The following is a 25286-nucleotide window of genomic DNA, read 5'->3' as shown; positions in this document are numbered from 1 at the left end:
TTGATGATTTCATTGTGGCCAAGAACCTGTTTTGAACTCGTTGACCGGACACTGCGGTCCTGCCTTGCGACGCTATTACAATAAAGGGCAGATTCGGACGGAAAATATATCTGTCACAGGCTGATGGTTACGGTTGTTCCTGTCGGATTGCCGTCGAGAGCTACGCTCCCTCGGTGACGGGTCACGATCTGCTTCACGATGCTCAACCCGAGGCCGGCACCCGTGCTCCGCGGTGTGACCCTGTAGAATGGTTCGAACACGAGGTCTCGATGCGGTGCTGGAATGCCGGGGCCCTCGTCCGAAACCGAGATGCCTCCACGTTCGGACACGCGCACCGATATCGTGCCGGCATTTCCGCCATGGTCGATCGCATTGCGCACAAGGTTGCCTATCGCGCGTGACATGGCCGACGGACTTACCACGCGATAAAGCTCGTCCACTTCAGTGTCGAACGAGATCTCATATCCGCTTCTGAGGGCAAGCGGGGCTTGGTCGGCGACGACGTTCCTGGCGACTTCCACTAGGTCGGCTTGTTCAAACGGCTCCGGGGACTGCTCGCTTCGCTCGAAGTCGAGCAATTGCTCCGCCGTCTCCCGCAGGCGCCCGATGTCATCCATCATGGTGTCACGCGTGCTTCCTTCCAGGGTCGTATCGATACGCGTCTGCATGACGGCAATCGGCGTGCGGAGCTCGTGTGCGGCGTCGATGAGAAAACGTTCTCTGGCTGCGAACTGCTGCTCGAGGCGCTCTAGGACGGAATTGAACGCATGGATAAGCGGAACGACCTCGCTCGGAACCCGATCCACCGGCAGCCGGGATCCTGGCTGGCGAGGGTCGATCTCCGGAGCTTTCTGTACGACGTGGCTCAGCCCTAAGAGCGAACGCCTGACCAGTCGCGGCACGGCGAAGAAGAGGGCGGGCAGCGTAACCGCGAGCAGAGGCACGTAGATCGGATATGCGCTGCCGAGTATCGCAAGGAATGTCGACTCGCTTCCGTTGCGACCGCCATAAAGCACCCGGATCTCGGTCTTATTGATCTCAAAGTCGTCGACTGAAGCCGGCACCGGGCCACTTGCCGACGTGCCGCGAATGTCGGCGTCCTTGATAAGCGGCACGAACTTGGTGAGCTGTGTGTACGCAGGCGGAATATTCCCATATGCCACAGCCGTTCCGTCTGGGGCCGCAGCGTAGAAAAAGAGATTGGGGGTATCATTCTTCAACGCTGCGAGCTCTTCGCTGTCCTTGATGCGAAGTCCTTGTCCAGGTTCGTAGTTCAAGGACCCTTCCAGGGCATTCAGAAGCCGGCGCTGCATACCGACGTTCGGAGAATGGATCATCGCCCCATAGATGCATAGACCGACGATCTCCGATGCCGTGATGACGACGAATGGCACGCTGAGCTGCCAGCTCAGTCTCCACCACAGCGACGACGTATTCGGAAATCGCATCAATGTTCCTTCAGCAGGTATCCGACCCCGCGGATGTTGTGGATGGACACGCCGGCGTCCGCGTCAGTTAAGCGTTTTCTCAGTCGCGATACATGGGCATCCAGCGCGTTGGATTGGATCGTCTCCTCGTAATTGTAGATTTCGGTTTCCAGCACCGATCTGAGGACGGTCTTGCCTTTTCGCTTTGCAAGGGTAACGAGCACCATCAGCTCTCGACGAGGCAGGTCGAGCTGCAGTTCGCCGACCATGACGTCCATCCGGATCGGATCCACGGTCATCCGCCCCAGGACTATGGACGGCTCCGCCAAGGCCGACGGGCGTCGCATGACAGCGCGCAGTCGAGCGAAAAGCTCCTCCATCAAAAACGGCTTGCCCAGATAGTCGTCGGCGCCGAGATCGAGGCCCGCTACTCTTTCCTTCGGTTCGTTTCTGGCAGTCAGGACGATGACCGGCGTTACGACGCTGGAGCTTCGTAGCCAGGGAATGAATGTGATGCCGTCGCCGTCCGGCAGACGTCTGTCGAGCACGATCGCATCGTAGGTCTGTTGTCGAGCCAGTTCGATTGCATCCCCAAGAAGAGCGGTGTGATCCACCGCTATGCCCTTCTTAGTGAGCGAGGCCGCAATCGCTTCCGCCAGCCTTGTCTCGTCTTCGACCAACAGGATCTTCATGTCTCGTCCACCTTTGCGATCCTATCTTCACGACGACCATTGCGACAGGATTACGGCGTGAGCGTTTCGAACGAGGGAAGTCATGGGTCGCGACGAATTGGATAAACGAGATCGCACGATCGTCCGCCTTTCGCCACAAGAGCATTGGCCGTTACTCGTTCCCGCGATGATCTGAGCCTGGCAAATCCCATGAGATTGCCAATCGCCTCTGAACAAAAAACTCCAGGCGCCTGCGCACCTGGAGTTGATTTCTGATTGGTCTGTTCTGAAGGAAATCGGACCTCTGTCCGAGCGGATCAGTTTTCGATTGGCTGCAATGAAGGCTGTTCTCTTCTTATTGCTCAATCGAAAGATGTAAATTCACCCTTTTCTTCAAATGCCGACCGGATTTAGCTGCGCGGAAACCTGAATTTTCCCGAAGAAATCAGCTGCAGCCGCTGGTCGCACCGCAAGTGTCGCACTTCTCACAAGTCCCGTTGCGCACCATCGTGAAGTTCTGGCACTCGGAGCACATGTTGCCCGTGTAGCCCTGCATGATCGAGCGGGCGCGGCGTTCGGCTTCCATCTTCTTGGCTTCCGTCTTGGCCGAGGCAGCGTCGGCTGCGGCCTTGTCGGAGAAGAGGGCGGTTGCCTCGGTGCCGGTTTCCTCGATCACCTCTTCGGCGATCTCCTCGGTCAGTTCCTTGGCACGCTCCTCATAGTCGCGCTTGAAGGCGACGATTTCGGAGGTGGAGATGGCCACTGTCGGCTCCAGCTTGCGGGCTGCTGCCCCCGCAAAGGAGGTTACCGAGCCGATCGAGGAGGCGCGGGCAGGGGCTGCCGTTGCCGCGCCCTTGGGCTCGCCGGCCTGGCGTTCGCCGCCGGTGCCGGGAACGAGCGTCGGCTTGTAGCCGCGGGTCCAGCCGGTGGAGAGCAGGTTCGTCTTGCCTTCCTGGATGCCCTTGCCGAGCGCGGTGTTGGAGAAATCAGACGTATCGACATGGGCAAGATCGTGACGGCCGAGATAGGAAACGGCGAGTTCGCGGAACACGTAGTCGAGGATCGACGTGGCGTTCTTGATCGCGTCGTTGCCGATGACGATGCCGGCAGGCTCGAACTTGGTGAAGGTGAAGGCCTCCACATATTCTTCCAGCGGCACGCCATATTGCAGGCCAAGCGAGATGGCGATGGCGAAGTTGTTCATCATCGCACGGAAGGCGGCGCCTTCCTTGTGCATGTCGATGAAGATCTCGCCGATACGGCCGTCACCGAATTCGCCGGTGCGCAGGTAGACCTTGTGACCGCCGACGGCAGCCTTCTGGGTGTAGCCCTGACGGCGGTTCGGCAGCTTCTCGCGCTCGCGGGAAACACGCTCGATCACGCGCTCGATGATCTTCTCGGTGACCGTCACGGCCTGGGCCGCTGCCGGCTGCTGGATCAGATCCTCAAGCGCATCCTCATCGTTATCGTCCTCGATCAGCGAGGCGTTGAGCGGCTGCGACAGCTTGGAGCCGTCACGGTAGAGGGCGTTTGCCTTCAGGCCAAGCTTCCAGGAAAGCATGTAGGCGTTCTTGCAGTCCTCGACCGTTGCCTCGTTCGGCATGTTGATCGTCTTGGAGATCGCGCCGGAGATGAAAGGCTGGGCAGCCGCCATCATGCGGATGTGGCTCTCAACCGAGAGGTAACGTTTGCCGATCTTGCCGCAAGGATTGGCGCAATCGAAAACCGGCAGGTGCTCGTTCTTGAGGAAGGGTGCACCTTCCAGCGTCATTGCACCGCAGACGTGGATGTTGGCAGCCTCGATGTCCTTCTTCGAGAAGCCGATATGGTCGAGCAGGCTGAAGCTCATGTCGCTGAGCTGCTCGTCGGAGACTTTCAGGGTCGTCTTCAGGAAGTCGGCGCCGAGCGTCCACTGGTTGAAGACGAACTTGATGTCGAAGGCGCTCTTGAGAGCAGCGTTGACAGCTTCCACCTTCTCGTCAGTGAAGCCCTTGGCCTTCAGTGTCGAGGGGTTGATGGCCGGCGCCTGGTTCAGGTTGCCGTGGCCGACTGCATAGGCTTCGATCTCGGCGATCTGGCTTTCGGAATAGCCGAGCGTGCGCAGCGCATCCGGAACGGCGCGGTTGATGATCTTGAAGTAGCCGCCGCCGGCCAGCTTCTTGAACTTTACCAGAGCGAAGTCAGGCTCGATGCCGGTCGTGTCGCAATCCATGACGAGGCCGATCGTGCCGGTCGGTGCGATAACCGAGACCTGCGCGTTGCGGTAGCCGTGCTTTTCGCCGAGTTCGAGCGCCTTGTCCCAGGCAGCCTTCGCATGGGCGACGAGATCCTGGTCCGGGTTTTCCGAATGGATCAGCGCGACCGGGTTGACCGAGAGGGCCTCATAGCCGGTGTTTTCGCCATGGGCGGCGCGGCGGTGATTGCGGATGACGCGCAGCATGTGCTCGCGGTTCGGTGCGAAATTCGGGAATGGCCCGAGTTCGGCAGCCATCTCGGCAGATGTCGCATAGCAGACGCCGGTCATGATCGCCGTCAGTGAGCCGGCAATGGCGCGGCCCTCGGCGCTGTCATAGGGGATGCCAGTCGACATCAGCAGGCCGCCGATATTGGCGTAGCCGAGGCCGAGCGTGCGGTATTCGTAGGAAAGCTCAGCGATGCGCTTCGACGGGAACTGCGCCATCATGACCGAGACTTCGAGCACGACGGTCCACAGACGAACGGCATGTTCGTAGTCGCCGATATTGATGCGCTTGGTTGCCTTGTCCTTGAACTGCAGCAGGTTCAGCGAGGCGAGGTTGCAGGCTGTGTCGTCGAGGAACATGTATTCCGAGCACGGGTTCGAGCCGCGGATCGGGCCGCCGGCCGGCGAGGTGTGCCAGTCGTTCATCGTCGTGTTGAAGTGGATGCCCGGATCGGCCGATGCCCAGGCGGCATAGGAAATCGTTTCCCAGAGATCGCGGGCCTTCAGCGTCTTCATCACCCGGCCGTCCTTGCGGGCGGTCAGGTTCCAATCGCCATCTTCTTCGACAGCGCGCAGGAAGTTGTCCTTGATCGAGACGGAGTTGTTGGAATTCTGGCCGGAGACGGTGAGATAAGCTTCCGAATCCCAGTCCGTGTCGTAGGTCTTGAACTCCATGTCCTTGTAGCCCTGGCGGGCAAACTGGATGACGCGCTGGACGTAGTTTTCCGGAACCTGGTCCTTCTTGGCAGCGCGGATTTCGCGCTTCAGGGCAGGGTTCCTGGTCGGGTCGAAGCAGTCACCGTTGTCGCCTTCGCAATTGACGCAGGCCTTCATGATCGCCTTCAGATGCTGGGCGACAACCTTGGAGCCGGTCACGAGGGCAGCAACCTTCTGCTCTTCCTTGACCTTCCAGTTGATATATTCCTCGATATCGGGATGGTCGATGTCGACGACAACCATCTTGGCCGCGCGGCGCGTGGTACCACCAGACTTGATGGCGCCAGCAGCGCGGTCGCCGATTTTCAGGAAGCTCATCAGGCCGGAAGAGCGGCCGCCGCCGGAAAGCTTTTCGCCTTCGCCGCGCAGCATGGAGAAGTTGGAGCCGGTGCCGGAACCGTACTTGAACAGGCGCGCTTCACGCACCCAGAGGTCCATGATGCCGCCTTCGTTGACGAGGTCGTCTTCAACGGACTGGATGAAGCAGGCATGCGGCTGCGGATGCTCGTAGGCAGACTTGGACTTGGTGATCTTGCCGGTGAAGGGATCGACGTAGAAGTGGCCCTGTCCGGGACCATCGATGCCGTAGGCCCAGTGCAGGCCGGTGTTGAACCACTGCGGGGAGTTCGGGGCAACGCGCTGCGTGGCGAGCATATAGGCAAGCTCATCCTTGAACGCTGCTGCATCTTCCTCGGAAGAGAAATAGCCACCCTTCCAGCCCCAATAGGTCCAGGTGCCGGCGAGGCGATCGAAGACCTGACGCGCATCGATTTCCGAGCCGGTCTGTTCGTCCTTCGGCAGGTCCTTCAGCGCAGCGTCGTCGGCAACGGAGCGCCACAGGAAGGAGGGGACACTGTTCTCCTCGACCTTCTTCAGGCGGGCAGGGACACCGGCCTTGCGGAAATATTTCTGTGCCAGAACGTCGGTGGCGACCTGGGAAAACTGCGCGGGAACTTCAATGTTTTCGAGGCGGAAGACGATCGAGCCGTCCGGGTTCTTGATCTCGCTCGTCGCTTTGCGGAATTCGATATCCGCATAGGCGCCCTGACCAGCCTTCGTAAACCGACGTTCGATGCGCATGTTCTTAACCTCTTGTTGGCACCCGAAAGGGCGCAAAATTCCCGTCCGGCTACGCGTTGTCCCTTCGCGCGGCCAGTGCTCGTTCCGTCTTGTGACAGGATTGTCATCCGGAGATGATTTTCCTGTATCTTGTGGTGAGGCTGGCTGCAAACGCTAAATATAGTGTTAACAGCTTATTTTTACCAGTCCCCGATGTCGCTTTTTGAGGCCGGGAATAAGGCGCAGAAATGCCTTCGGATGTCACCGCTCTTGGCGGTCCAACACCCTGATTCTGCGTTCAATTTTCCTTGGAAGAACCGGTCTCGTTACCTCCGGTTCAGTCGCCGCCGCAACATCTGAAACATTAAGTTTGAAACCGCTGATTCCGTCAAGGGGTGGAACGTAACCGATTGCTAACCACAACATCTTGTGGATGGCCTTGTGAAGACTGGGGAAAGTCTGGGGAAGCCTGAAAATACAAGGGCTTGCGCCGCTGCTCGGGCAAGGGAAAGGCCGGAATGTTAAAAAAATCGGCTGCGGCAAAAGTTAGGATGGCTTTTGCGACGCAAATGCGCATGGCGATTCGTTGAAGGAAATCAGCACTTTCTAGAGGGCGTCGATGGCAATCGTGACGGTCGCCGTGCCGATCGGCTTGCCCATCTCGTCGGTGATCACGAAGCTTGCCTGAGTCTCCAGAAGCTGGGTCGACTCGTCGCGCTCGGCCCGGCTGATATAGATCTCCTGCGAACCGCGGGCGAAGGTTTGGAGAAACTTGTCCTCATCGCCCTGCCAGTAATCCGTCGTGATGGTGCTCTGGCCGACATTCAGCCCGTGACAGTCGGTGACGAAGAATTCGAGGATCGTTCCCTGCGAATCATCCTGTTTTGATTTGAGATAATGCGAGACGGATTTCTCCATCAGCGCCTTGACCATCTGGAAATCGCCCTGGGCGACCTCCGCTTGGTAGGTTTCGTCCAGCACTCGCATGTCCATCTCGCTGACATCGCCGAATTTGGCGTTCTGCTCCTCGATTGCCTTCACGACGACCGGCGCCTCGACGATCGGCCGGACGAGCGTTTCGACATATTCACGCACGACGCTGATATAGGCCGGCTCGGCCCCGGCAGGCGTATAAGGAAACAGGCAGCCGATCAGCCCGAGGGCCGCTGCCGTTCGAATCTTGCCCCAGCATGCCATTGCGCTTCCCCAACCGCATTCAGCCCCACTTTACATCCGGTCTTTACGACCGGTAGTTGCCTGACGTTATGCTAATAAAATAAAATGGACGTTACCGAGCAGGGGCTGGAATCCGCTATCGGGGAGACAAATATTGGGACAATTTTCGGTCGTAAAACCGGAGGTTGCTCGCGTCGGCAGCTGTTAGCCGCGAGCACCCTTGGCGATCGGCTCCTGGTAGGTGAAGCCCATATCCCAGGGGAAGTAGATCCAGGTGTCCTGGCTGACTTCGGTGATAAAGGTGTCGACCGTCGGCACGCCCTTGGGTTTGGCGTAGACGCAGGCAAAATGCGCATTCGGCAGCATGCCGCGCACTTGGGCGGCTGTCTTGCCGGTATCGGTAAGGTCATCGACGACGAGTACGTCTTCACCGCCGTTTTCCATCAGTTCAGGCGCGATGCCCTTGAGCAGCACCATGTCGCCCTGGTTGACGTAGTCATGATAGGACGCGACGCAAACCGTCTCGATGAGGCGGATGTTCAGCTCGCGCGAAATGATCGCCGCCGGAACGAGGCCGCCACGGGTGATACAGACGATCGCCTTGAACTCCTGGCCGAGGCCGGCGAGCCGCCAGGCAAGCGCACGCGCATCGCGGTGGAACTGATCCCAGGAAACGGGAAAGGCTTTATCGGGAAGGGACATCGGGCTGCTCCGCGGCATGAAGAAACGACACGCCGTTTGCCGGCGACCGAGTGAATATCGGCTGGCAAAACGCAAATCGCGCAGCCGGAACTGCGCGATGGATGCCGAAGCCTGATATCATCGGTCGCCGCAATTAGCGGGATTTGGAGGCAAAAGGCAAGAGCGGCCTTAACGCGAGAGCAATGTCAGCGCCGTCATGGAATGCAAAAGCGTCCTTGTCGTACCGCCGAAGATCGCCTGCCAGAGCCAGGAATGCGTGTAGGCGCCCATGACCAGGAGGTCGATGCTGTCGTCCGAAAGCCGGTTCTCGATGACATGTGAGGTGTTCTTGTCGCCGCTTGCGGCGGTGGCAAGCGTCACATTCACGCCGTGGCGGGCAAGCGTTGCGGCGATCTCGGCGCCGGCCATCGTCGCCGATTGTGTCGCTGTCTCGGCCGGATCGACGGAGAAGATTTCCACGGCTTCGGCAGCCTTCAGGATCGGCAGGGCATCGAAGGTGGCGCGCGTCGCTTCCTTCGAGCCATTCCAGGCAATCAGCACGCGCTTGATCGGCTTCGGCTGGCGGATGATGTAAGGGATCATCAGTACCGGGCGTCCGCTTTCGAACAGGAATTCGTCGACATTCACGTGGCTGTCGGAGGGTCTTGCGGGATCGGCCTGCGAGGCGATCAGCAGGTCGGCACTGCGCGCGCTTTCGATCAGCGATCCCGAGCCATATCCCGTCGACGTCGCAAAGGCGCGCCATTCGAAGGAAACACCGGTAGCCTCCGCACGGGCGCGGAATATCCGCTCGACCGCGATAGTCTCTGAATGGGCCATGTCCTGAAGCGCCTGCACGGCGACGGGATCGGGAATTTCCATCGGCGCGACCAGCGGCACGGCGGCAATCGTTTCGGCATGCAGGCCGATCACATGGGCGCCGCTTTCAGCGGCAATGGCAAAGGCGAAATCGGCGACGGCGCCGCTATTGTCTGCTGTATCCAGAATGGCAAGAATGGTTTTATAAGACATATCAATTCTCCTTTGCGGCTGAAATGATGGTCCGCGAGGAAGGGAATGCGCCGGAATGCGCTGCGGTTCCTTGACCATGATCAAGACCGCACACAGTCCTCACGCGTCCGCCGAATGGTTTTCGGCAATGTCCTTCCTGCGTCTGATATCCTCGATCATGGCCCGCACGTCCGCACCTGCAGCCTCGATCACATCCTGCGAGCGGCCGCGCACCACGATCTCCGTTGAAAATTTCTGCCCCACGTAACGCGGATAGGAGCCGATGCTGGTTTCCGGATGCGCTTTCTGGATCGCCGCCAGCGGTGTGCCGATCTCGCCTTCGCCATAGGGGCAGGCGATAGCGAGGGAGAGGACAGGCGTGCCCGTCTTCAGCGTCGGCAGCACATTGTCGACCATGGCCTGGAAGACCTGTGGGACACCCGCCATGACATAGACATTGCCGATGATGAAGCCGGGCGCGGTCGATACCGGATTGGCGATATGGGCAGCACCACGCGGCATGCGGGCCATTCGCTGGCGGGCCTCGGTGAATTCCATCTCCCGGCGCTTGTACATTTCGGCAAGCAGCACCATCGCCGCCGCATCATGCTCGCAGGGAACGCCAAAGGCCTTGGAGACGGCATCTGCGGTGATATCGTCATGCGTCGGCCCGATGCCGCCCGACGTGAAGACATAGTCGTATTTGCCGCGAAGTGCGTTCAGCGCCTCGACGATTGCATCCTCCTCGTCGGCGACGATGCGCACCTCCTTCAGGTCGATGCCCGAAATAGTCAGCATATCGGCGAGATGGCCGATATTCTTGTCCTTGGTGCGGCCGGAAAGAAGCTCGTCGCCGATGGCTAGCATGGCGGCGGTAACGACAGTCTCATTGCTCATGGGGATATTTCCGTGGTGTGAAGCTTGAAAATAGGTAGCGCCGTTTGGCCAGTTTGCAAACGGCAAAGCGAAGCAGCTCAAGGGTCGAAACCGAAACCTCAAGTGAAATTTCGTCTACAGGCGGTGAACAGTGAGTTCTTGCGCGCAGGGCTATATTGAACCGGATGCGCTGGTAGAACGGTCGCGGTTACGAATTTCAATCAATCCTTGATGGAGATAACAATGGCGAAGATTCTCGTCCTCTACTACTCGGCTTATGGCCACATCGAAACCATGGCTTATGCCGTGGCGGAAGGTGCGAAGTCCGCCGGCGCTGATGTCGTCGTCAAGCGCGTTCCGGAACTGGTTTCCGAAGAAGTCGCCAAGGCTTCCTACTACAAGCTCGATCAGGCAGCGCCGATCGCCACCGTCGATGAACTGGCTGACTACGACGCGATCATCGTCGGCTCCGGCACGCGTTTCGGCACGGTCACTTCGCAGATGCGCAATTTCTGGGACCAGACCGGTAGCTTGTGGTTCACCGGCAAGCTCGTCGGCAAGCTCGGCTCAATGTTCACCTCGTCCGCCACGCAGCACGGCGGCCAGGAATCGACGATCCTCGGCTTCGTCCCGACCTTCCTGCATCACGGCATGGCCTATGTCGGCCTTCCCTATGCCTTCCAGGGTCAGATGGGCACGGAAGAAGTCAAGGGCGGCTCGCCCTACGGCGCATCCACCATCACCAACGGCGACGGCTCCCGCCAGCCTTCGGCAATCGAACTCGAAGCTGCCAAGTATCAGGGCGCGCACGTCGCCAAGATCGCTGCAAAGCTCGCCTGAGTTCAATCTAGAACTTTCTACAAGACGGCGGTCCTTTTGGGCCGCCGTTTTATTTTGGGACAGTGTTTACCAGACAGGTTTTTCCGCCACCCACAGAGCCGCGCAAACATTTTCTTGACGAATCCGCCTAAGTCGTTGATCTGGACGGCGCGCGAGCGTGGCGAAACTGGTAGACGCAAGAGACTTAAAATCTCTCGGCCTTAGGCTATACGGGTTCGATCCCCGTCGCTCGCACCATCTTCATAAACGTGTTCGAATGTGCTTGTATAGTGTGGATAAACCATAGGCAGCGCTTGTCTATGGCGTCAGTGCTGCAAAAAATATAGGCACTGTGCGGTTGAGTAAGTGTTGTCTTAGTGGGAGTAAGACGATGGTTTACGACTGGGATGGAGCAAAAACGCGGCGCGTCAGGCTCTTCAAGATGAGTGCCTTTCTACTATTGGGAACGGCGGTGGCAGCAGTGCCGCTATTCTTCTGGGCTTTGCAGTTGCGCGGACTCTAGACAGCTTTGAGGGTCCCGAGCCGGTGCTCACGTGCAAGCAGGTCGCGCTTCCGCTTAAAGCCCCAGCGGTAGCCGGAGATCGAGCCGTCCTTCTTGATGACGCGGTGGCACGGAACGAGGACGGCTATGGGATTTGAAGCGATTGCTTCGGTCACGTCTCGGGCATCGCGCGTGCCCAAATTGGCCGCCAGCGCGCCATAATTCGTCGTTTCACCCATGGGTATGGCACCCAGCATCGACCAGACCTTCGTCTGGTACGGAGTTCCGCGCAGATCGAGCGGAATATTAGGATCAAAGCCAGGGTCCTCGATTGCCTGCTCCACCTTCACAAGGACGTCGCCGAGATCCGTCTGGCCGTCAATGACCTCGTCTTCCGGGAAGCGTAAGCGCAAGGTGTCCTCCATTGCGGAGCGCTGCGAACTGAACTCCAAGGCGATGATCCCCTTGTCGGACATGGCAACCATGAAGTCGCCGAGGGAGCTGATCCCCCATGCAAAGCGGATCACTTCGGGCATTTTTGCCTCCTGTGGAACTGTTTGTATTTGAAGAATAGAAGTTTGCTGTGGTGCAGCCGATCCGGATCTTGCTTTCAAATCGGAAAAGGCACGATGCCGCCTGATGGCTCCGGAGGCATCCGCCGTATCCTTACCGCGCATCGTGGAAAATGATCCCGACGGTGTGGCGCATGCCGGTGCGGATGCGGCTTACGCCATGGCGCAGGTTCACGCGGTAATTCCCCTTCGAACCCTGTACCGGCCGGTTATGAACGGCGAACGCAACGGCATCGCCGCGGCGAAGAGGGACCACCTCGACGCGGCTTTGCATGCGCGGCCGCTGTTCGGTCAGCACGAATTCGCCGCCGGTGAAATCCTGGCCGGGCTCAGACAGGAGGATCGCAACCTGGATCGGGAACGCGAGATCGCCGTAGAGATCCTGGTGAAGGCAATTGAAGTCGCCTGGAACATACTGCAGCAGAAGCGGTGTGGGACGCATCTGGCCGGCTTCGTGGCACTGTTCGAGAAAAGACGGATGTGCATCGGGATAGCGTTCGTCGATCCCCATGCGAGCGTTCCACTCGTTGGCGACGCCAGCGAGATGCGGATAGAGCACCGTCCGTAAGCCGCCGAGCAGGCCCGGCAGCGGATACTTGAAATAACGGTATTCACCCTTGCCGAAACCATGCCGAGCCATGTGGATGTGACTGCGGAAGTGGCTTTCGTCCGGATAGAGCATCGCGATGCCGCGGCACTCATCCGGCGAGAGGAGGTTTGGCAGGACGGCGCAACCATAATTGTCGAGATCGCCTGCGAGCGACCGCCAGTCGTAGCTGGCTACGCGTGCCTCCGCGGACATGTCTGCAGCGGTCGGGGAGATAGCCGGGGACGGGAGGCTCATGCTATCGCCTCCTTCCGGAGCAGCTCACGCTTGCGTTCGATACCCCAACGATAGCCCGCGAGATCGCCGTCGCTGCGCACGACGCGGTGACAGGGGATCGCCAAGGCAATGGGATTGGCGGCGCAGACCGCGCCGACCGCGCGCGGCGAGGTCTGTGCGCCAACATGACGGGCCAATTCCATATAGGTTGTCGTCTTGCCTGCAGGGATAGCACAAAGCTCCTCCCAAACACGGCGCTGGAATGGCGTTCCGCGCATGTCGAGCGTGAGATGAAGTCCGTCAGGGGGCTTCTTCACGAAGAGGATTACCTTCGCGAGATCATCGTGGACGGCGATCTCGTTTGCGATAAGCTCGGCTTCGGGAAACCGGTTCGCAAGATCATCCGTGAGATCTTCGTCCATATCGCCGATCAGAATGGCGCAGACGCCTCTGTCGCTGCGAGCAACCAGCACCCGGCCCAGGGCGCATTCGCCGATCGCGTAGTAGAGAATGTCGATGCCGGGATTTGCATTCTTTGCAGCGGGTGCAGGCCGCGAGCTGGTGGTGGAAATCATGAGGTTCATTGAACTAACTCCTTCGTTTGTCCTTATGATCGAAACTATCCGCGCGCCGGCCCGCCCGAACTCCGGTCCTTGCTTTCAAATCGGAGTTCTTCTTTTTCAGCATTGGAAAAAAAGCCGAGTGCCGTTACACCCGGCATCGGTCCAGCGACCGTTGGTCCTCATGCAAGGCGGATGATCACCGTCTTTGCCAGCAGGAACGTCTCTCCTGTCGGGAAACAGAGCCGGATGTCTCCATTGGCGAGCATATCCCATTCAGCAAGGCCATCGGTGACCAGCTGATTGAAATACGCCATCACGAGCGATCTGGCGGGATCGGCATGGAAGAGTTCGTCAAACGCATCGGAAGTGGTGTCGGTACCTGAAAGCTGTCGTCTTTTGTTCTTGGCGTCGAATCCATCGTGCGAGACCATATGAAACGTCCTTGCTCCGGCGCCGAACCACTAGAGCGCACCGCGGAAAGTCAGGTTGATGCGCATGCATCTGACGGTCTCATGATGCCCTTCCTTTATTTCGCCACTCCGTGGCGGGTCCGGCGGGACAATGCCTTCAAACAGATCACACATGATCGGATGACTCCGGACCGGACGCTTCCCGGTCGATCAGGGCGCGCTTGCGCTCGACGCCCCAGGCGTAGCCCGAGAGAGCGCCGTCATTGCGAATGACACGATGGCAGGGAATAGCGACGGCAAGCTTGTTCGCCGCGCATGCTCCGGCAACCGCACGTACCGCCTGCGGCGAACCGATCCGTTGAGCGATTTCGGCATAGGATATCGTCTCGCCAACGGGAATTTCCCGGAGCGCCTGCCAGACACGTTGCTGGAAAGCGGTGCCGCGGACATCAAGGGGGAGATCGAGGCCGACGCCCGGCTTCTCGACGAAACCGACGACGCGCGCGACCAGGGCCTCGTAGTCCCTGTTGGCGCCGACCAGACGAGCCTTCGGAAAACGGTCCTGAAGATCGTGGACGAGCTTGTCCGGATCGTCACCCAAGAGGATGGATACAACACCCTTCTTGCTCGAGGCGACGAGGATGGCCCCCAGCGAAGTCTGCCCTACCGCGAACTTGATCTCTTCGTTGACACCACCGGCGCGATACTGCGATGGCGTCATGCCGAGCATGCCGGTCGACTTCTCATAGAAGCGTCCGCTGGAGTTGAAGCCTGCATCATACATCGCCTCCGTGACGGTATTGCCGGAGGCAAGGCCCTCACGGACCTTCTCAGCGCGATGTGCCGAGGCATAATTCTTCGGTGTCAGCCCGGTCACTGCCTTGAATACGCGGTGGAAGTAACTCGGGCTGCGGCCGACCCTGTCAGCCAGTTCTTCAAGCGAAGGCTCTTCCTCGCTCTCCTCAATGATGCGGCACGCCTTCGCGACAAGGGTCGCGTTCTCGTATTCGAGCGACGGTCTTTCCGGATTGCAGCGCTGGCAAGGCCGGAATCCGGTCGCCCTGGCGCTTTCGATGCTGTCATGGAACTGGACATTCCTGGGATTGGCAATCCTGGAGGGACACGAGGGCCGGCAGTAGACGCCTGTCGTCGAAACTGAATACCAGAGATGTCCGTCGGCAGTCTTGTCGCGCTCGACGATACGCGCCCAGCGAGGATCGTCGGCGACTGACAGGATGGCAGCTTTGTGGGCCGTGGTCATGGTTTTATCGCCTCATATGATTGAAGTGATCGTCCTGCAAAATCCGGTCGGACACACTCCTATTCTTGCCTTCAAATCCAAATAGCAGCCACCCGATTTCATCCGAGAGGAGTGCAGTTGCCGACCGGCGTTGATGCCCTGGTTGGTCAAGAGCATCGGAGTGATGCTGTTCAAACGAAAAAGAGGCCCGCGCTGGAAGCGCGAACCTCATCCGACGACCGAAAGTGAATGGCCACGTGCTATGGGGCGGCACGTAGAATGCTTCGATCAGGCAGCCTTCATCAGCCCGAGCTGGGCGAGGGCGGTTACACCGTCATCGAGACCGATCTCCTCGACGATCCTGCCGTCGATCAGCTTCAGCACCGTAGTGCCGGTGAAGTGCATCTTGCGGCCGGTTGCGGCCGGGAGACCGCCGATCAGGAAGTCGTTGAAGGCTGGACCGGTATGGGTGCCGCCGCCCTCCCACTGGCCGACGACATAGTCGCCCTCGGCAATGAGATCGGCCGTGTCCCAGAAGTTGAGATCGGGAAATGCGGCGCGGAAATCGGTCATGAATGCCTTGATGTCGTCATGGCCGCGGCGGGGTTCGTGCAGCGAGTATTTGAGTAGCATGTCGGGTGCCGCAATCTCGTCGACGACGGCAAGATTGACGTCCTTGCCCCAGAATTCGGTGAACCAGCGCACGACGACGGCCTTGTTGTCTTCTTCCTTGCTCATTGAAATGGATCCTCTGATCTGTTTCGGGAGGATCATCGAAACCGCTCGATGACCTGAGCTTGGGAATAGGTGCGTATCGGCCCTGTGGAACTCCGGTTCTTGCCTCGAAATTAAAAGCATACGGACGACGCCAATGCTGAGGTGCCAACTCGAGCTATTGTGCAACGGCTTCACCGGGAACGGCGGTGGCAGCAGTGCCGCTTTTCTTCCGGGTCTTGCAGCTATGTGGGTTCTAACGTCCCCGCCCGTTGTCAGCGTCTGGCAAATTACGCGGCGGCATTCGCCCCGGTTTTCGCTTCACGCCACTTGTTGAAAGCCCAGCCGGCGGCCAGGCCGAGTGCTGCGCCCGCTGCCTTGACGCCTGCATCATGAAGGCGCGCATGCCGCGTCGGCGACAGGTACTGCAGATATTCGATCCCGACCGCACCGAAGATCAGCAGCACAGCAACCGTTTTCCATTGTTTCGGATAAGCAAGGGCAAAAGCCAGCCCTGCCAACAGGTAAGCCGTGGCACGGTCGATGTCAGGTGTTTCGATCGTGTGGGGTCGCAATTCGATCGGCGAAACTGTGACGAACAGGATGAAGGCGAGAAGAAGCCACGCCAGAAGCTTTGTGATCTTGGATGTCATCGTGTCGTCATATTAGCAATTGCTGTACGCCATCAAGTTAAAAGCCGTCCACGTAACCTGGATCTTGGGCCCAATCTGAAGACGCGCTTAAGGAAGCCTTTCATCGGGCGAACCACAAATGGCGCAAACGGGCTTCTTTCCACAAGCGGCCTGTGTCATAGCGACGTCTGGATTTTTGAAGAATGGACGAACGCCCGTGACAAGACACGATGTCGAAGGCGCAGAAGAGGCAATGCGCAGCCTTTTCCCCGCTACGCCGCTGCAGCTCAATGATCACCTTTCCGCCCGCTACGGTGCCGATATCTGGCTGAAGCGCGAGGATCTTTCGCCGGTGCGATCCTACAAGATCCGCGGCGCGTTCAATTTCTTCCGCAAGGCGATTGCCGAAGGTGCGGGCGGCAAGACTTTCGTCTGCGCGTCGGCCGGCAATCACGCGCAGGGCTTTGCCTTCGTCTGCCGCCATTTCGGCGTCCCGGGTGTCGTCTTCATGCCGGTCACCACGCCGCAGCAGAAGATCGACAAGACACGCATGTTCGGCGCCGGTTTCATCACCATCGAGCTCATCGGCGATTTCTTCGACCAGTGCTACAAGGCCGCCCGCGATCATGTGGAAGCGATCGGCGGCGTCATGGTGCCTCCCTTCGACCACGTCGATATCATCGAGGGACAGGCGACCGTTGCCGCAGAAATCATGCAGCAGCTTCCCGAAGGCACGGTGCCTGACATGGTCGTCCTGCCGGTCGGCGGCGGCGGCCTTGCCGCCGGCATCACCGGCTATCTCGACGGCATCGTCGCGAAATCCGATTTCGTCTTTTCCGAACCTGCCGGCGCGCCGAGCCTGCGCCGCAGCCTCGAGGCCGGGCAGGTGGTGACCCTTCCCAAGGTCGACAATTTCGTCGATGGCGCGGCCGTCGCCCGCATCGGTGACCTGAATTTCGCAGCCCTCAAAGACTTCTCGGCCGAACAGGTCATGCTGATGTCGGAAAACGCCATCTGCGTCACCATCCAGGAGATGCTGAATGTCGAAGGCGTGGTGCTGGAGCCGGCCGGCGCCCTGTCGCTGACGGCGATCGCCGCCATGGACCGGGAAGCCATCAAGGGCAAGACGATCGTTGCCTTCGTCTCGGGCGGCAATTTCGATTTCGAGCGGCTGCCCGATGTCAAGGAAAGGGCCATGCGCTACGCCGGTCTGAAGAAATACTTCATCCTGCGTCTTGCCCAGCGCCCCGGCGCGCTGCGCGATTTCCTCAATCTTCTCGGACCGCATGACGATATCGCCCGCTTCGAATATCTCAAGAAATCGGCGCGCAATTTCGGTTCGATCCTCATCGGCATCGAAACGACGGACCCGGAAAACTTCGCGACGCTGGTCGCCAATTTCGAACGAGCCGGCATGGGCTTCGAGGACATTACCGAAAACGAGATCCTCGCAAACCTGATCATTTGACTTTGCGTCCACTGCACTGCGTGCTAAAGGCGGATTATGGCTTCGTTCCTTTCAAACATTCTTTCGGTATTCTCCGGCGGCGGCAAATCCTCCACCGAGGCAGCTGCGGGTCCTTCCGGTGAACCGCAGCTCTATGGCGATTGCACCATCTATGCGGAGCCGCAGAAGGAAGGCGGCCAGTATCGTCTAGCGGGCCGCATCGAAAAGAAGGTTGGCGAGGACGTTCTCGTGCGCAAGTTCATTCGCGCCGATCTCTTTTCCTCGTCCGATGATGCGATCGAATGCACGGTGCGCAAGGCGCAACAGATCATCGATCAGCATGGCCCCTCCCTCTTCGGCGATGGCGAGAAGCTTCGGCAGGTCTGAGCGCTCATTAGCCGGACAGGATTTGTTCGATCCGACATTTCCCGTTGTTTTTCAAAACTATGACAGCATTTCCGTGATGGAAATTGCTGCTTTGCTCACCTAATCTTAAAGGATTATGGCGAAGGTGGCGCCTGCAGGTTTTGCAGGGCGCCGCATGTGTTTGAGCTTTCCGGACGACTGACCAGAAGATCCGCTGCGGCGGCTGTGGCTCTCTCGCGCGGTCCTGTTGTAGGCGGAGGACCGTGATGGAGCTCTTGAACTCCGCGCTCTTCATCTTCGAAGCCGTCGGCTATTTCGTGCTGATGGTCAGTCTCCTGCATTTTCGCCAGCGCCTCGGATTGGGCGTCTTCCTGACGGCGCTTGGCGTCATGCATTTCATGGAGACCTATCTCGCTGCGGTCTTCTATGTTTCCCTGCCGTTCGGGAGCGTCTCGCCGGGTTCTTCGATCTTCTTTTCCGGCAAGCTGATGATGATCCTCATGCTCTACCTGCAGGAGGATGCGGCGACCGTCCGCCAGCCGATCTATGGTCTGTTTCTCGGTAATCTCCTGACTGTCGCCATTGCCTGGGTACTGCAGCTTCACCAGCCGCTGGAGCTGTCGCCCGGTCATCCGGCAGACGTCGATTTCCTGAAGGAAATGGGCTGGCTGATGGTGTGGGGAACGGCAGTTCTCTACCTCGACTCGCTTGGCATCATCCTGCTCTACGAAAAGCTTGGCGATTTCATGCGCAGGCGCGTGGTGCTGCGCTTCATGATCTCGGGCCTCGTGGTTCTGACCTTTGACCAGATCTGTTTCTTCAGCGGCCTGCACTATTTCATGGGCGTTCCGATGGCGGCCTTCTGGGCCGGATGGAAAGCCAAGATGCTGGCCGTCTGCCTCTATTCCCTGATGTTTGCCATCTACGAATACCGTATCTGTGAGCATAGGTGTCGCAACCGCCGACGAAGATGGGGACAGCTTCACGACTGTGCTTTCGGCGGCGGACAGCCGCCTCTACGAGGCAAAAAAGAGCGGCCGCAACTGTGTCGTCGGCCGCTCCGGCGTCGTAAAAGTCAGCTAGACCAAGCCCGCTCAGGCAGTGCGGAAGATCTTGGCGCCGGAGGGAGCGCTCGTCATGCCGCCATCGACGGTAATCTCGATCCCCGTGACATTGCTGGAATCATCAGAGGCGAGATAAAGCGCAGCCTTTGCGATCTCGTCTGCTTCGCTCATGCGGCCAAGCGCGCTCATATTCCCGAGCTTTTCCTCCAGTGCCGTCATCGCATCTTCCGTCTGTGCGTAGGGCGACCAGATCGGCGTGCGCGTGCCGCCCGGCGTTACCTGATTGACGCGGATGCCGCGCGGCGCGAGCTCGGAGGCCAGATTGCGGGTCATGGAGCGCACGGCGCCCTTCGTGGCGGCGTAGGCCGACCAGCCCGGCGCACCGAGAACGGCGTGGACGGAGCCGTTGAGAATGACCGAAGCGCCATCGTTCAGATGCGGCAGTGCGGACTGAACCGTGAAGAAGACCGAGGTCAGGTTGGTGCTGATGATCTTTTCGAACTGTTCCAACGAGGTCTGGCCGAGCGGTGTTGCGCCGCCGATGCCGGCATTGGCAAAGACGATATCGAACTTGCCGACATCAGAAGCAGCCTCGGCGAAGATCTTTTCCGCTGCCGCGACGTCCGTGAGATCGATCTTCAGCGCCAGCACATCGCCGCCGAGCGCCTTCTTGGCCGCTGCGAGCGTTTCCGGGTTGCGGCCGGTGATGATGACCTTCGCGCCTTCGGCGACGAAGACCTTGGCGGTGGCAAGCCCGATACCGCTGTTGCCGCCGGTAATCAGCGCGACCTTGTTCTTGAGACGCATGGGAATGGCTCCTATTGGAAAATACCTCGATCTGGATTATGATCGATATCTACAAGGATTATGATTGCAATCCACTTGAGTCAAGTCCGTATGTCGGGAGATTTTCAATGGGCCACTCGCAACTCGAAAAGCAGAAGACGCACGACAGGATCGTCGAGATTGCTTCCAGGCGCCTGCGGGAGAGGGGGCTCGAGGGTATCGGCGTCGCCGATCTGATGAAGGAGGCCGGGCTGACGGTCGGTGGCTTCTATAAGCATTTTGCATCACGCGATGACATGGTGGCCGAAGCCATGAAGCTGGCTTTCGGGTCCTGGGAAGCGAAAGTGCGTTCGCAGGGCAGGGCGCCGGCAGATATTCCGATGGCGGAATATTCCGCCAATTACCTCAGCGAGGTCCATCGCGATGACGTAAGCGGTGGCTGCCCCTTTGCCGCGTTGACCGCCGACCTTGCCCGCAGCGGCGAGAAATGCCGCTCGCTTGCGACCGACCAGCTGAAGACGAATCTTGGAAACATGACAGGCCGCATGAACGCGGTCGACGAGGCTGACGCACGCCGCAAAGCAATCATCGTTTCGTGCCTGATGACGGGTGCGGTCGGCCTTGCACGCATTGCCGACGACGAAAAACTCTCTGAAGAAATCCTGGAAACGGTCCGGTCCTTCGTCGATGGTTTCTCGGCAAAATGAAAGGGCCGGCTTGCGCCGGCCCCCTCGAGTGGAACTTTTGAATTTGCAGGTTAGGCAGCGAGAGCGAGTTCCTCGACGCGCGACTTGGCGGCGCCGATGGCCTTTTCCGCAGCTTCCGGGCCGAAAGCGAGGCCTTCGACATAGATGGTTTCAATGTCGGTAATGCCGAGGAAGCCAAGAACCGACTTCAGGTAAGGGACGGCATGGTTCATACCGGCAGCCGGACCCTGGGAATATACGCCGCCGGAAGCGAGGACGACATAGACCTTCTTGCCGGTGGCGAGGCCGACCGGGCCGCTTTCGGTGTACTTGAAGGTGAGGCCAGCGCGGGCCACATTATCGATCCAGGTCTTCAGCGAAGAATAGATGTTGAAGTTGATGAGGCCCGTGCCGATGACGATGCTGTCGGCTGCGAGCAGCTCGTTGACGAGTTCGTCGGAAGTCTTGACGGCAGCAGCTTCCTGGGCGGTGCGGGCTTCCGGCGGCTTGCGGATGGCGGCGGTGAAGAGATCGTCAATGTGCGGCAGCGGGTTGGCGGCGAGGTCGCGGCGAACGACGACGCTACCGGGGTTCTGAGCCTTGAGCTTATCGGCGAGTTCAACGGCGATCGACGTGGAAAGGGACTCTGAACGCGGGCTGGACGTCAGAAGAAGAATGGAAGACATGGTTGAATTTCCTCTCGAATTGCGGTTCAGCAGCCGGTTGGGAGCGTGGGCCGCTGTGTTCGAGACAAGAAATAAGGCTGGCCAAGTATCGAAAAAACTGGGATAATGTCGATCAAAATTATCGATGGATTGGATGGAAGATGCTTCCCAACCCGACACTGGATCAATTGCAGGTTTTCCTGACGGTTGCCGAAACCGGCAGCTTTTCGGCCGCTTCGCGTGTGCTGAACCGCGCACAATCGGTCATCAGCTATACGATCGCCAATCTGGAAGCCCAGCTTGAAGTGCCGCTCTTCGAGCGCTCCGGCGCCCGCCAGCCGAAGCTGACGGATGCCGGCAAGGCGATGCTTGAAGACGCCCGCCGCCTGATGGCTGACCTCGAAGTCATGCGCGCCCGCGTGAAAAGCATGAAGCAGGGGCTGGAAGCTGAGCTTTCTCTGGCGATCAGCGTGATGGTGCCAGCCAATGCCGTCATGATGGAGCTGCGCGAATTCCGCGAGAAATTCCCCAGCGTTGCGCTCAACCTCAATGTCGGCGAGCTCGGCATGGTCATGGACATGGTATTGAGCGACAAGGCCGACATCGGCATTGGCGGCGCGCTCGTGAGGCAGGAAGATTCGCTGATAGCTGAAAAGATCGGCTATTCCTTCATGGTTCCTGTCGTCGCGCCCGTTCATCCGCTGGCGCGTATCGAGCGGCCCCTGACGCTGGCCGATGTACGTGAAGAGATCCAGCTCGTGGTCTCCGACGCCTCCGGGCTTACCAAAGGGCGGGATTTCAATGTTCTGTCTTACAGGACATGGCGCGTCAGCGACATTGCGACCAAGCATCAGCTCATCAAGGGTGGTCTTGGCTGGGGTGGCTTGCCGGTGTCTCTCGTCGGTGACGATATCATGAAGGGCAATCTGGTCGCCATCAAACTGGAGGCCTACGAACAGGGCGAATACCCGATCTACGCCATGCGCAAGGCCGCCAACCCGCCGGGTCCTGCCGGCCAGTGGCTGATCGAAGCCTTCCGCCGGCGACTCTCCATGTGCCCGAGCCATGGCGAACTCATCAACATGCTGGGCATCGACGGACTGCACGCCATTCGCGAGGCTGCGGAATAGCCGCACAGTTGACGGGTTTCCGGCCTTTGCTATAACGGCGTCACGGTCTGCAGTTCACCGAGGCGTCGCCGTCCCGCAAGGGAAGCTAAACCTGCTTTAGAAAGATCATCAGCACTTGTCCTGTGCCGAAGTCGAAAGCCGGCGACCACCGACACCTTTTTCAGGGAACGGCGCGTTGAGGATAAGACGTGACCAGATCTATCTTTCCAATGGAAATCGCCGATCTTTCGGCTTTTGCCAAATCTCTCCGCAAGCAGATCGAAGTGCTCGCTGACAGGCCGAGCCATGTCGAGATGCTCAATCTGCTGACTCGCGCGGCGGGTTATCGCAACTACCAGCATTTCCGCAGTGTGGCGCACTCCGCCGAAGTGCTGAAGGACTGGAGCCTGAAGCTGGATCCCCAGCCTTTGCCGGACGAAGACCGAGTGCTGAGGGCATCGCGCCATTTCGATGGCAATGGTCGACTGATCCGCTGGCCGGGCAAGAGGGGGCTGCAGGAGCTTTGCTTATGGTTCCTGTGGTCGAAAATACCGGCGAATACGGAACTGACGGAGCGCGAAATCAGCGACTTGCTGAGCCGCCTGCATCTCTTCGGCGATGCGGCACTGCTGCGCCGCGAGCTTTTCGATTCCGGGCTTGTCCACCGCACCCGCGATGGCAGGCAATATCGCCGGATCGAAAAGAAGCCGCCGGCCGAACTCGGCTTGCTTCTTCGTCGCATCGAAGCTGAGGCCGAAACTGCTTGAGCAAAAGGGGCGCGGTTGAAGAAACCGCGCCCCTGCGGCTTTAGAGAACCAGCCTGAACTTCGCGAAGCCCTCGGTGCCTTCGCCGGCATCCTCGATCTTCACGCTCTTGACGTCGGCGAGATACTGTTTGGCTTTCGGGCCGCTTTCGAACACGACGGTCGTGCCGGGCAGGGGCTTGAAGGTCCAGTTGCCGTCGGCGGACGGGTTGATCGTGCCCTGATCATGGACATAGCGGACGATGACGTCGCGATTGGTGTCCGGCGCTTGGAAGATCACCTTGTCGGAGGCGATTTCCGGGAAGCTGCCGCCGCCACCGGCACGATAATTGTTGGAAACGACGACGAACTTCTGGGCCGGATCGATCGGCTTGCCCTTAAAGGCAAGGTTCTGGATTCGGTTGGAGTCCGGATTGACGGCCTTGCCCGACGAATCATATTTCGGCGGTTGCGACAGATCGATCTGATAGGTCACGCCATCGATCACGTCGAAATTGTAGGATGGGAAGTCGTTGTTGAGGAGAGCCGCATCCTTCGCGCCGGGCTCGATGTGGTTGAACATGCCGGCGGACATTTCCAGCCAGTTCTTCACCTGCGCACCGGTGATGGCGACCGCTTGAACCGTGTTCGGATAGAGGTAGAGGTCGGCGACATTCTTGATGGCGATATCGCCGGCCGGAACATCCGTATAGTAGTCCGCGCCGCCACGGCCGCCGGCCTTGAAAGGGGCTGCGGCGGAAAGAACCGGCAAATCCTTGAATTGCGTATCGGCCAGCATCTGCTTGATGTACCAGGTCTGAGCCTGCGAAACGATCTGCACGGAGGGATCGTCGGCAACGAGCGCAAAGTAGGAATAGAGCGGCGCGGAGGTCTTGCCGACAGGCGTGCGGACATAGGCAAGCGTTGCCTCGTGCTCTGCCTTGGCGGCCTCGACCACTTCTTTCTTATCGGTGACGTCGGCAACGACTTTCTTCTTGTCGTCGCGATGGTAGATGGGCCGTGCTTCGGAGGTGAAGGCGACGATTTTCCAGCTGTTGCCATCCTTCTCCAACAGCAGGTCGATCAGGCCGAGATGCGAACCCCAAAAGCCGGCCATGACGGCGGGCTTGCCATGTAGCGTACCCTTGACCGGATCGGCATCGGTTATGCCATCCCAGGTTTTCGGGCCGGGGAAGACCAGATGCTGGTGGCCGGTGAAGATCGCGTCGATACCCTCGACGGCAGCAAGATGCAGCGAGGCGTTTTCCATCTTCTCGGATGGGCCTGAGCCATCGATGCCGGAATGGGACAGGGCGATGATGATATCGGCGCCGGCTTCCTTCATGGCGGGCACCCAGGCTTTGGCGGCCTGAACGATATCGCGCGTCTGCGCCTTGCCTTCGAGATTCTTGATGTCCCACAGCATGATCTGCGGCGGTACGAAGCCGATGAAGCCGATCTTGACCGGGCTTTCATTGCCGGCGCCGTCCTTGATCTGCTTTTCGACGATGATGTAGGGCTTGAAGAACAGATCGTCCTGCTTCGGATCGGAGGCGAGCTGGCCCTTGGTCAGGTTGGCGCAGACGAACGGGAAGTTCGCACCGTTCAGCACCTTGAACATGAAGTCCAGGCCATAGTTGAATTCGTGGTTCCCGAGCGTGCCGACCGTATAGCCGAGCGTGTTCATCGCCTTGACGACCGGATGCACGTCGCCATCCTTCATGCCGTGCTGATAGGCCATGTAATCGCCCATCGGATTGCCCTGCAGCACGTCGCCATTGTCGATCAGCAGCGAGTTGACGGCTTCCGCGCGAATCGTGTCGATGATCGTTGCCGTGCGCGACAGGCCCATCGTGTCATTCGGCTTGTCGGCATAATAGTCATAGGGGAGGACGTTGACGTGGATGTCGGTCGTTTCCATGAGCCGCAGATGCGCCTGGTTTGCGGCAGCGCGGGCGCTGAACGGGTGCAGCAGCACCAGAGCGGAAGTGGCGGCAAGACCGCCAAGCAGGGAACGACGGCTCATTGCAGGCACATCGAGAATGGAAGGCATGGAAACACTCCTT

The 25286-nt window shown here is 59.2% G+C and carries 23 protein-coding genes, 1 tRNA gene and 1 pseudogene; 8 read left to right on the top strand and 17 right to left on the bottom strand.

Going from position 1 to position 25286, the window contains the following annotated elements; genetic code table 11:
* Positions 1–113 precede the first annotated feature (113 nt).
* From AB4Z13_RS16645 to AB4Z13_RS16615, 7 genes are all read right to left on the bottom strand, one after another.
* Positions 114–1448 (bottom strand): sensor histidine kinase, encoded by a 1335-nt coding sequence (locus AB4Z13_RS16645; RefSeq protein ID WP_439014723.1) that lies wholly within the window; start codon positions 1446–1448, stop codon positions 114–116.
* Complete coding sequence (locus tag AB4Z13_RS16640; RefSeq protein WP_439014724.1) at positions 1448–2119, bottom strand: response regulator transcription factor; 672 nt, start codon at positions 2117–2119, stop codon at positions 1448–1450. Before AB4Z13_RS16640 ends, AB4Z13_RS16645 begins: the two co-directional genes overlap by 1 nt.
* 424 nt (positions 2120–2543) lie before the next feature.
* Positions 2544–6356, bottom strand: a complete 3813-nt coding sequence (locus AB4Z13_RS16635; protein WP_439014779.1) for a vitamin B12-dependent ribonucleotide reductase — start codon at positions 6354–6356, stop codon at positions 2544–2546.
* Positions 6357–6941: 585 nt separating this feature from the next.
* Entirely contained in the window at positions 6942–7532 is a 591-nt protein-coding gene (locus tag AB4Z13_RS16630; RefSeq protein WP_439014780.1) for a hypothetical protein, read from the bottom strand.
* A 183-nt stretch (positions 7533–7715) separates the two neighbouring features.
* On the bottom strand, positions 7716–8213 hold the full coding sequence (gene gpt / locus AB4Z13_RS16625) for a xanthine phosphoribosyltransferase (protein ID WP_439014781.1): 498 nt from the start codon (positions 8211–8213) through the stop codon (positions 7716–7718).
* A gap of 168 nt (positions 8214–8381) precedes the next feature.
* Complete coding sequence (locus tag AB4Z13_RS16620) at positions 8382–9224, bottom strand: universal stress protein (RefSeq protein ID WP_113324652.1); 843 nt, start codon at positions 9222–9224, stop codon at positions 8382–8384.
* 99 nt (positions 9225–9323) lie between these two features.
* Positions 9324–10100 carry a competence/damage-inducible protein A gene (locus tag AB4Z13_RS16615; protein ID WP_439014782.1) on the bottom strand — a complete coding sequence of 259 codons (777 nt, stop codon included), beginning with the start codon at positions 10098–10100 and terminating at the stop codon, positions 9324–9326.
* Between the two features lie 222 nt (positions 10101–10322).
* Here AB4Z13_RS16615 and wrbA point away from each other — a divergent pair, with 222 nt between their 5' ends.
* Both wrbA and AB4Z13_RS16605 read left to right on the top strand, forming a co-directional pair.
* A complete protein-coding gene (wrbA, locus tag AB4Z13_RS16610; RefSeq protein ID WP_007812977.1) occupies positions 10323–10919 on the top strand; it encodes an NAD(P)H:quinone oxidoreductase type IV in 597 nt (198 codons plus the stop codon).
* 151 nt (positions 10920–11070) lie between these two features.
* Positions 11071–11156: transfer RNA gene (locus AB4Z13_RS16605), tRNA-Leu, on the top strand.
* A 261-nt stretch (positions 11157–11417) separates the two neighbouring features.
* Here the strand turns inward: AB4Z13_RS16605 and AB4Z13_RS16600 are convergent.
* From AB4Z13_RS16600 to AB4Z13_RS16570, 7 genes are all read right to left on the bottom strand, one after another.
* Positions 11418–11936: a methylated-DNA--[protein]-cysteine S-methyltransferase gene (locus AB4Z13_RS16600; RefSeq protein WP_439014783.1), complete on the bottom strand. Its 519-nt coding sequence runs from the start codon at positions 11934–11936 to the stop codon at positions 11418–11420.
* A 130-nt stretch (positions 11937–12066) separates the two neighbouring features.
* Positions 12067–12816 carry a 2OG-Fe(II) oxygenase gene (locus AB4Z13_RS16595; protein WP_439014784.1) on the bottom strand — a complete coding sequence of 250 codons (750 nt, stop codon included), beginning with the start codon at positions 12814–12816 and terminating at the stop codon, positions 12067–12069.
* Positions 12813–13379 (bottom strand): methylated-DNA--[protein]-cysteine S-methyltransferase, encoded by a 567-nt coding sequence (locus tag AB4Z13_RS16590; protein ID WP_439014785.1) that lies wholly within the window; start codon positions 13377–13379, stop codon positions 12813–12815. Before AB4Z13_RS16590 ends, AB4Z13_RS16595 begins: the two co-directional genes overlap by 4 nt.
* 158 nt (positions 13380–13537) lie before the next feature.
* The gene (locus AB4Z13_RS16585) at positions 13538–13789 is read right to left on the bottom strand and encodes a hypothetical protein (protein WP_113324657.1); all 252 of its coding nucleotides are present in this window, start codon (positions 13787–13789) and stop codon (positions 13538–13540) included.
* A 145-nt stretch (positions 13790–13934) separates the two neighbouring features.
* Positions 13935–15029, bottom strand: a complete 1095-nt coding sequence (gene ada, locus AB4Z13_RS16580; protein WP_439014786.1) for a bifunctional DNA-binding transcriptional regulator/O6-methylguanine-DNA methyltransferase Ada — start codon at positions 15027–15029, stop codon at positions 13935–13937.
* A 267-nt stretch (positions 15030–15296) separates the two neighbouring features.
* Positions 15297–15746 carry an ester cyclase gene (locus tag AB4Z13_RS16575; protein ID WP_439014787.1) on the bottom strand — a complete coding sequence of 150 codons (450 nt, stop codon included), beginning with the start codon at positions 15744–15746 and terminating at the stop codon, positions 15297–15299.
* Positions 15747–16012: 266 nt separating this feature from the next.
* Positions 16013–16375: a VanZ family protein gene (locus tag AB4Z13_RS16570; RefSeq protein ID WP_113324660.1), complete on the bottom strand. Its 363-nt coding sequence runs from the start codon at positions 16373–16375 to the stop codon at positions 16013–16015.
* A gap of 196 nt (positions 16376–16571) precedes the next feature.
* Between AB4Z13_RS16570 and ilvA the strand changes: the two genes are divergently transcribed.
* The 3 genes and pseudogenes from ilvA (at position 16572) to AB4Z13_RS16555 (ending at position 19250) form a co-directional block, all read left to right on the top strand.
* Positions 16572–17822, top strand: a complete 1251-nt coding sequence (gene ilvA / locus AB4Z13_RS16565; RefSeq protein ID WP_442206356.1) for a threonine ammonia-lyase — start codon at positions 16572–16574, stop codon at positions 17820–17822.
* A gap of 36 nt (positions 17823–17858) precedes the next feature.
* The gene (locus AB4Z13_RS16560; RefSeq protein ID WP_007812996.1) at positions 17859–18188 is read left to right on the top strand and encodes an HlyU family transcriptional regulator; all 330 of its coding nucleotides are present in this window, start codon (positions 17859–17861) and stop codon (positions 18186–18188) included.
* Between the two features lie 242 nt (positions 18189–18430).
* A pseudogene (locus AB4Z13_RS16555) lies at positions 18431–19250 on the top strand (diguanylate cyclase domain-containing protein).
* 11 nt (positions 19251–19261) lie between these two features.
* Here AB4Z13_RS16555 and AB4Z13_RS16550 read toward each other — a convergent pair.
* Positions 19262–20038, bottom strand: coding sequence for an SDR family oxidoreductase (locus AB4Z13_RS16550; RefSeq protein ID WP_113183270.1), 777 nt, complete (start codon positions 20036–20038; stop codon positions 19262–19264).
* Positions 20039–20145: 107 nt separating this feature from the next.
* Here AB4Z13_RS16550 and AB4Z13_RS16545 point away from each other — a divergent pair, with 107 nt between their 5' ends.
* Entirely contained in the window at positions 20146–20724 is a 579-nt protein-coding gene (locus AB4Z13_RS16545; RefSeq protein ID WP_439014790.1) for a TetR/AcrR family transcriptional regulator, read from the top strand.
* A 50-nt stretch (positions 20725–20774) separates the two neighbouring features.
* On the opposite strand, the gene AB4Z13_RS16540 is transcribed toward AB4Z13_RS16545, so the two are convergent.
* Entirely contained in the window at positions 20775–21389 is a 615-nt protein-coding gene (locus AB4Z13_RS16540; RefSeq protein ID WP_113325199.1) for an FMN-dependent NADH-azoreductase, read from the bottom strand.
* Positions 21390–21529: 140 nt separating this feature from the next.
* On the opposite strand from AB4Z13_RS16540, the gene AB4Z13_RS16535 reads away from it, so the two are divergent.
* Positions 21530–22498, top strand: coding sequence for a LysR family transcriptional regulator (locus AB4Z13_RS16535; protein WP_442206355.1), 969 nt, complete (start codon positions 21530–21532; stop codon positions 22496–22498).
* A gap of 188 nt (positions 22499–22686) precedes the next feature.
* The gene (locus AB4Z13_RS16530; RefSeq protein WP_439014791.1) at positions 22687–23244 is read left to right on the top strand and encodes a DUF2087 domain-containing protein; all 558 of its coding nucleotides are present in this window, start codon (positions 22687–22689) and stop codon (positions 23242–23244) included.
* A gap of 40 nt (positions 23245–23284) precedes the next feature.
* Here AB4Z13_RS16530 and AB4Z13_RS16525 read toward each other — a convergent pair whose 3' ends face one another.
* Complete coding sequence (locus AB4Z13_RS16525) at positions 23285–25273, bottom strand: bifunctional 2',3'-cyclic-nucleotide 2'-phosphodiesterase/3'-nucleotidase (RefSeq protein WP_439014792.1); 1989 nt, start codon at positions 25271–25273, stop codon at positions 23285–23287.
* Between the last annotated feature and the right edge of the window lie 13 nt (positions 25274–25286).

The organism is Rhizobium sp. YAF28 (assembly GCF_052113285.1).
GTDB lineage: Bacteria > Pseudomonadota > Alphaproteobacteria > Rhizobiales > Rhizobiaceae > Rhizobium.
This window is presented reverse-complemented; position numbering and strand designations above follow the sequence as displayed.

Coding starts and splice junctions, on each gene's coding strand:
- AB4Z13_RS16645 (WP_439014723.1), bottom strand. CDS start 1,448: ATGCGATTTCCGAATACGTCGTCGCTGTGGTGGAGACTGAGCTGGCAG.
- AB4Z13_RS16640 (WP_439014724.1), bottom strand. CDS start 2,119: ATGAAGATCCTGTTGGTCGAAGACGAGACAAGGCTGGCGGAAGCGATT.
- AB4Z13_RS16635 (WP_439014779.1), bottom strand. CDS start 6,356: ATGCGCATCGAACGTCGGTTTACGAAGGCTGGTCAGGGCGCCTATGCG.
- AB4Z13_RS16630 (WP_439014780.1), bottom strand. CDS start 7,532: ATGGCATGCTGGGGCAAGATTCGAACGGCAGCGGCCCTCGGGCTGATC.
- gpt (WP_439014781.1), bottom strand. CDS start 8,213: ATGTCCCTTCCCGATAAAGCCTTTCCCGTTTCCTGGGATCAGTTCCAC.
- AB4Z13_RS16620 (WP_113324652.1), bottom strand. CDS start 9,224: ATGTCTTATAAAACCATTCTTGCCATTCTGGATACAGCAGACAATAGC.
- AB4Z13_RS16615 (WP_439014782.1), bottom strand. CDS start 10,100: ATGAGCAATGAGACTGTCGTTACCGCCGCCATGCTAGCCATCGGCGAC.
- wrbA (WP_007812977.1), top strand. CDS start 10,323: ATGGCGAAGATTCTCGTCCTCTACTACTCGGCTTATGGCCACATCGAA.
- AB4Z13_RS16600 (WP_439014783.1), bottom strand. CDS start 11,936: ATGCCCGAAGTGATCCGCTTTGCATGGGGGATCAGCTCCCTCGGCGAC.
- AB4Z13_RS16595 (WP_439014784.1), bottom strand. CDS start 12,816: ATGAGCCTCCCGTCCCCGGCTATCTCCCCGACCGCTGCAGACATGTCC.
- AB4Z13_RS16590 (WP_439014785.1), bottom strand. CDS start 13,379: ATGAACCTCATGATTTCCACCACCAGCTCGCGGCCTGCACCCGCTGCA.
- AB4Z13_RS16585 (WP_113324657.1), bottom strand. CDS start 13,789: ATGGTCTCGCACGATGGATTCGACGCCAAGAACAAAAGACGACAGCTT.
- ada (WP_439014786.1), bottom strand. CDS start 15,029: ATGACCACGGCCCACAAAGCTGCCATCCTGTCAGTCGCCGACGATCCT.
- AB4Z13_RS16575 (WP_439014787.1), bottom strand. CDS start 15,746: ATGAGCAAGGAAGAAGACAACAAGGCCGTCGTCGTGCGCTGGTTCACC.
- AB4Z13_RS16570 (WP_113324660.1), bottom strand. CDS start 16,375: ATGACATCCAAGATCACAAAGCTTCTGGCGTGGCTTCTTCTCGCCTTC.
- AB4Z13_RS16560 (WP_007812996.1), top strand. CDS start 17,859: ATGGCTTCGTTCCTTTCAAACATTCTTTCGGTATTCTCCGGCGGCGGC.
- AB4Z13_RS16550 (WP_113183270.1), bottom strand. CDS start 20,038: ATGCGTCTCAAGAACAAGGTCGCGCTGATTACCGGCGGCAACAGCGGT.
- AB4Z13_RS16545 (WP_439014790.1), top strand. CDS start 20,146: ATGGGCCACTCGCAACTCGAAAAGCAGAAGACGCACGACAGGATCGTC.
- AB4Z13_RS16540 (WP_113325199.1), bottom strand. CDS start 21,389: ATGTCTTCCATTCTTCTTCTGACGTCCAGCCCGCGTTCAGAGTCCCTT.
- AB4Z13_RS16535 (WP_442206355.1), top strand. CDS start 21,530: ATGCTTCCCAACCCGACACTGGATCAATTGCAGGTTTTCCTGACGGTT.
- AB4Z13_RS16525 (WP_439014792.1), bottom strand. CDS start 25,273: ATGCCTTCCATTCTCGATGTGCCTGCAATGAGCCGTCGTTCCCTGCTT.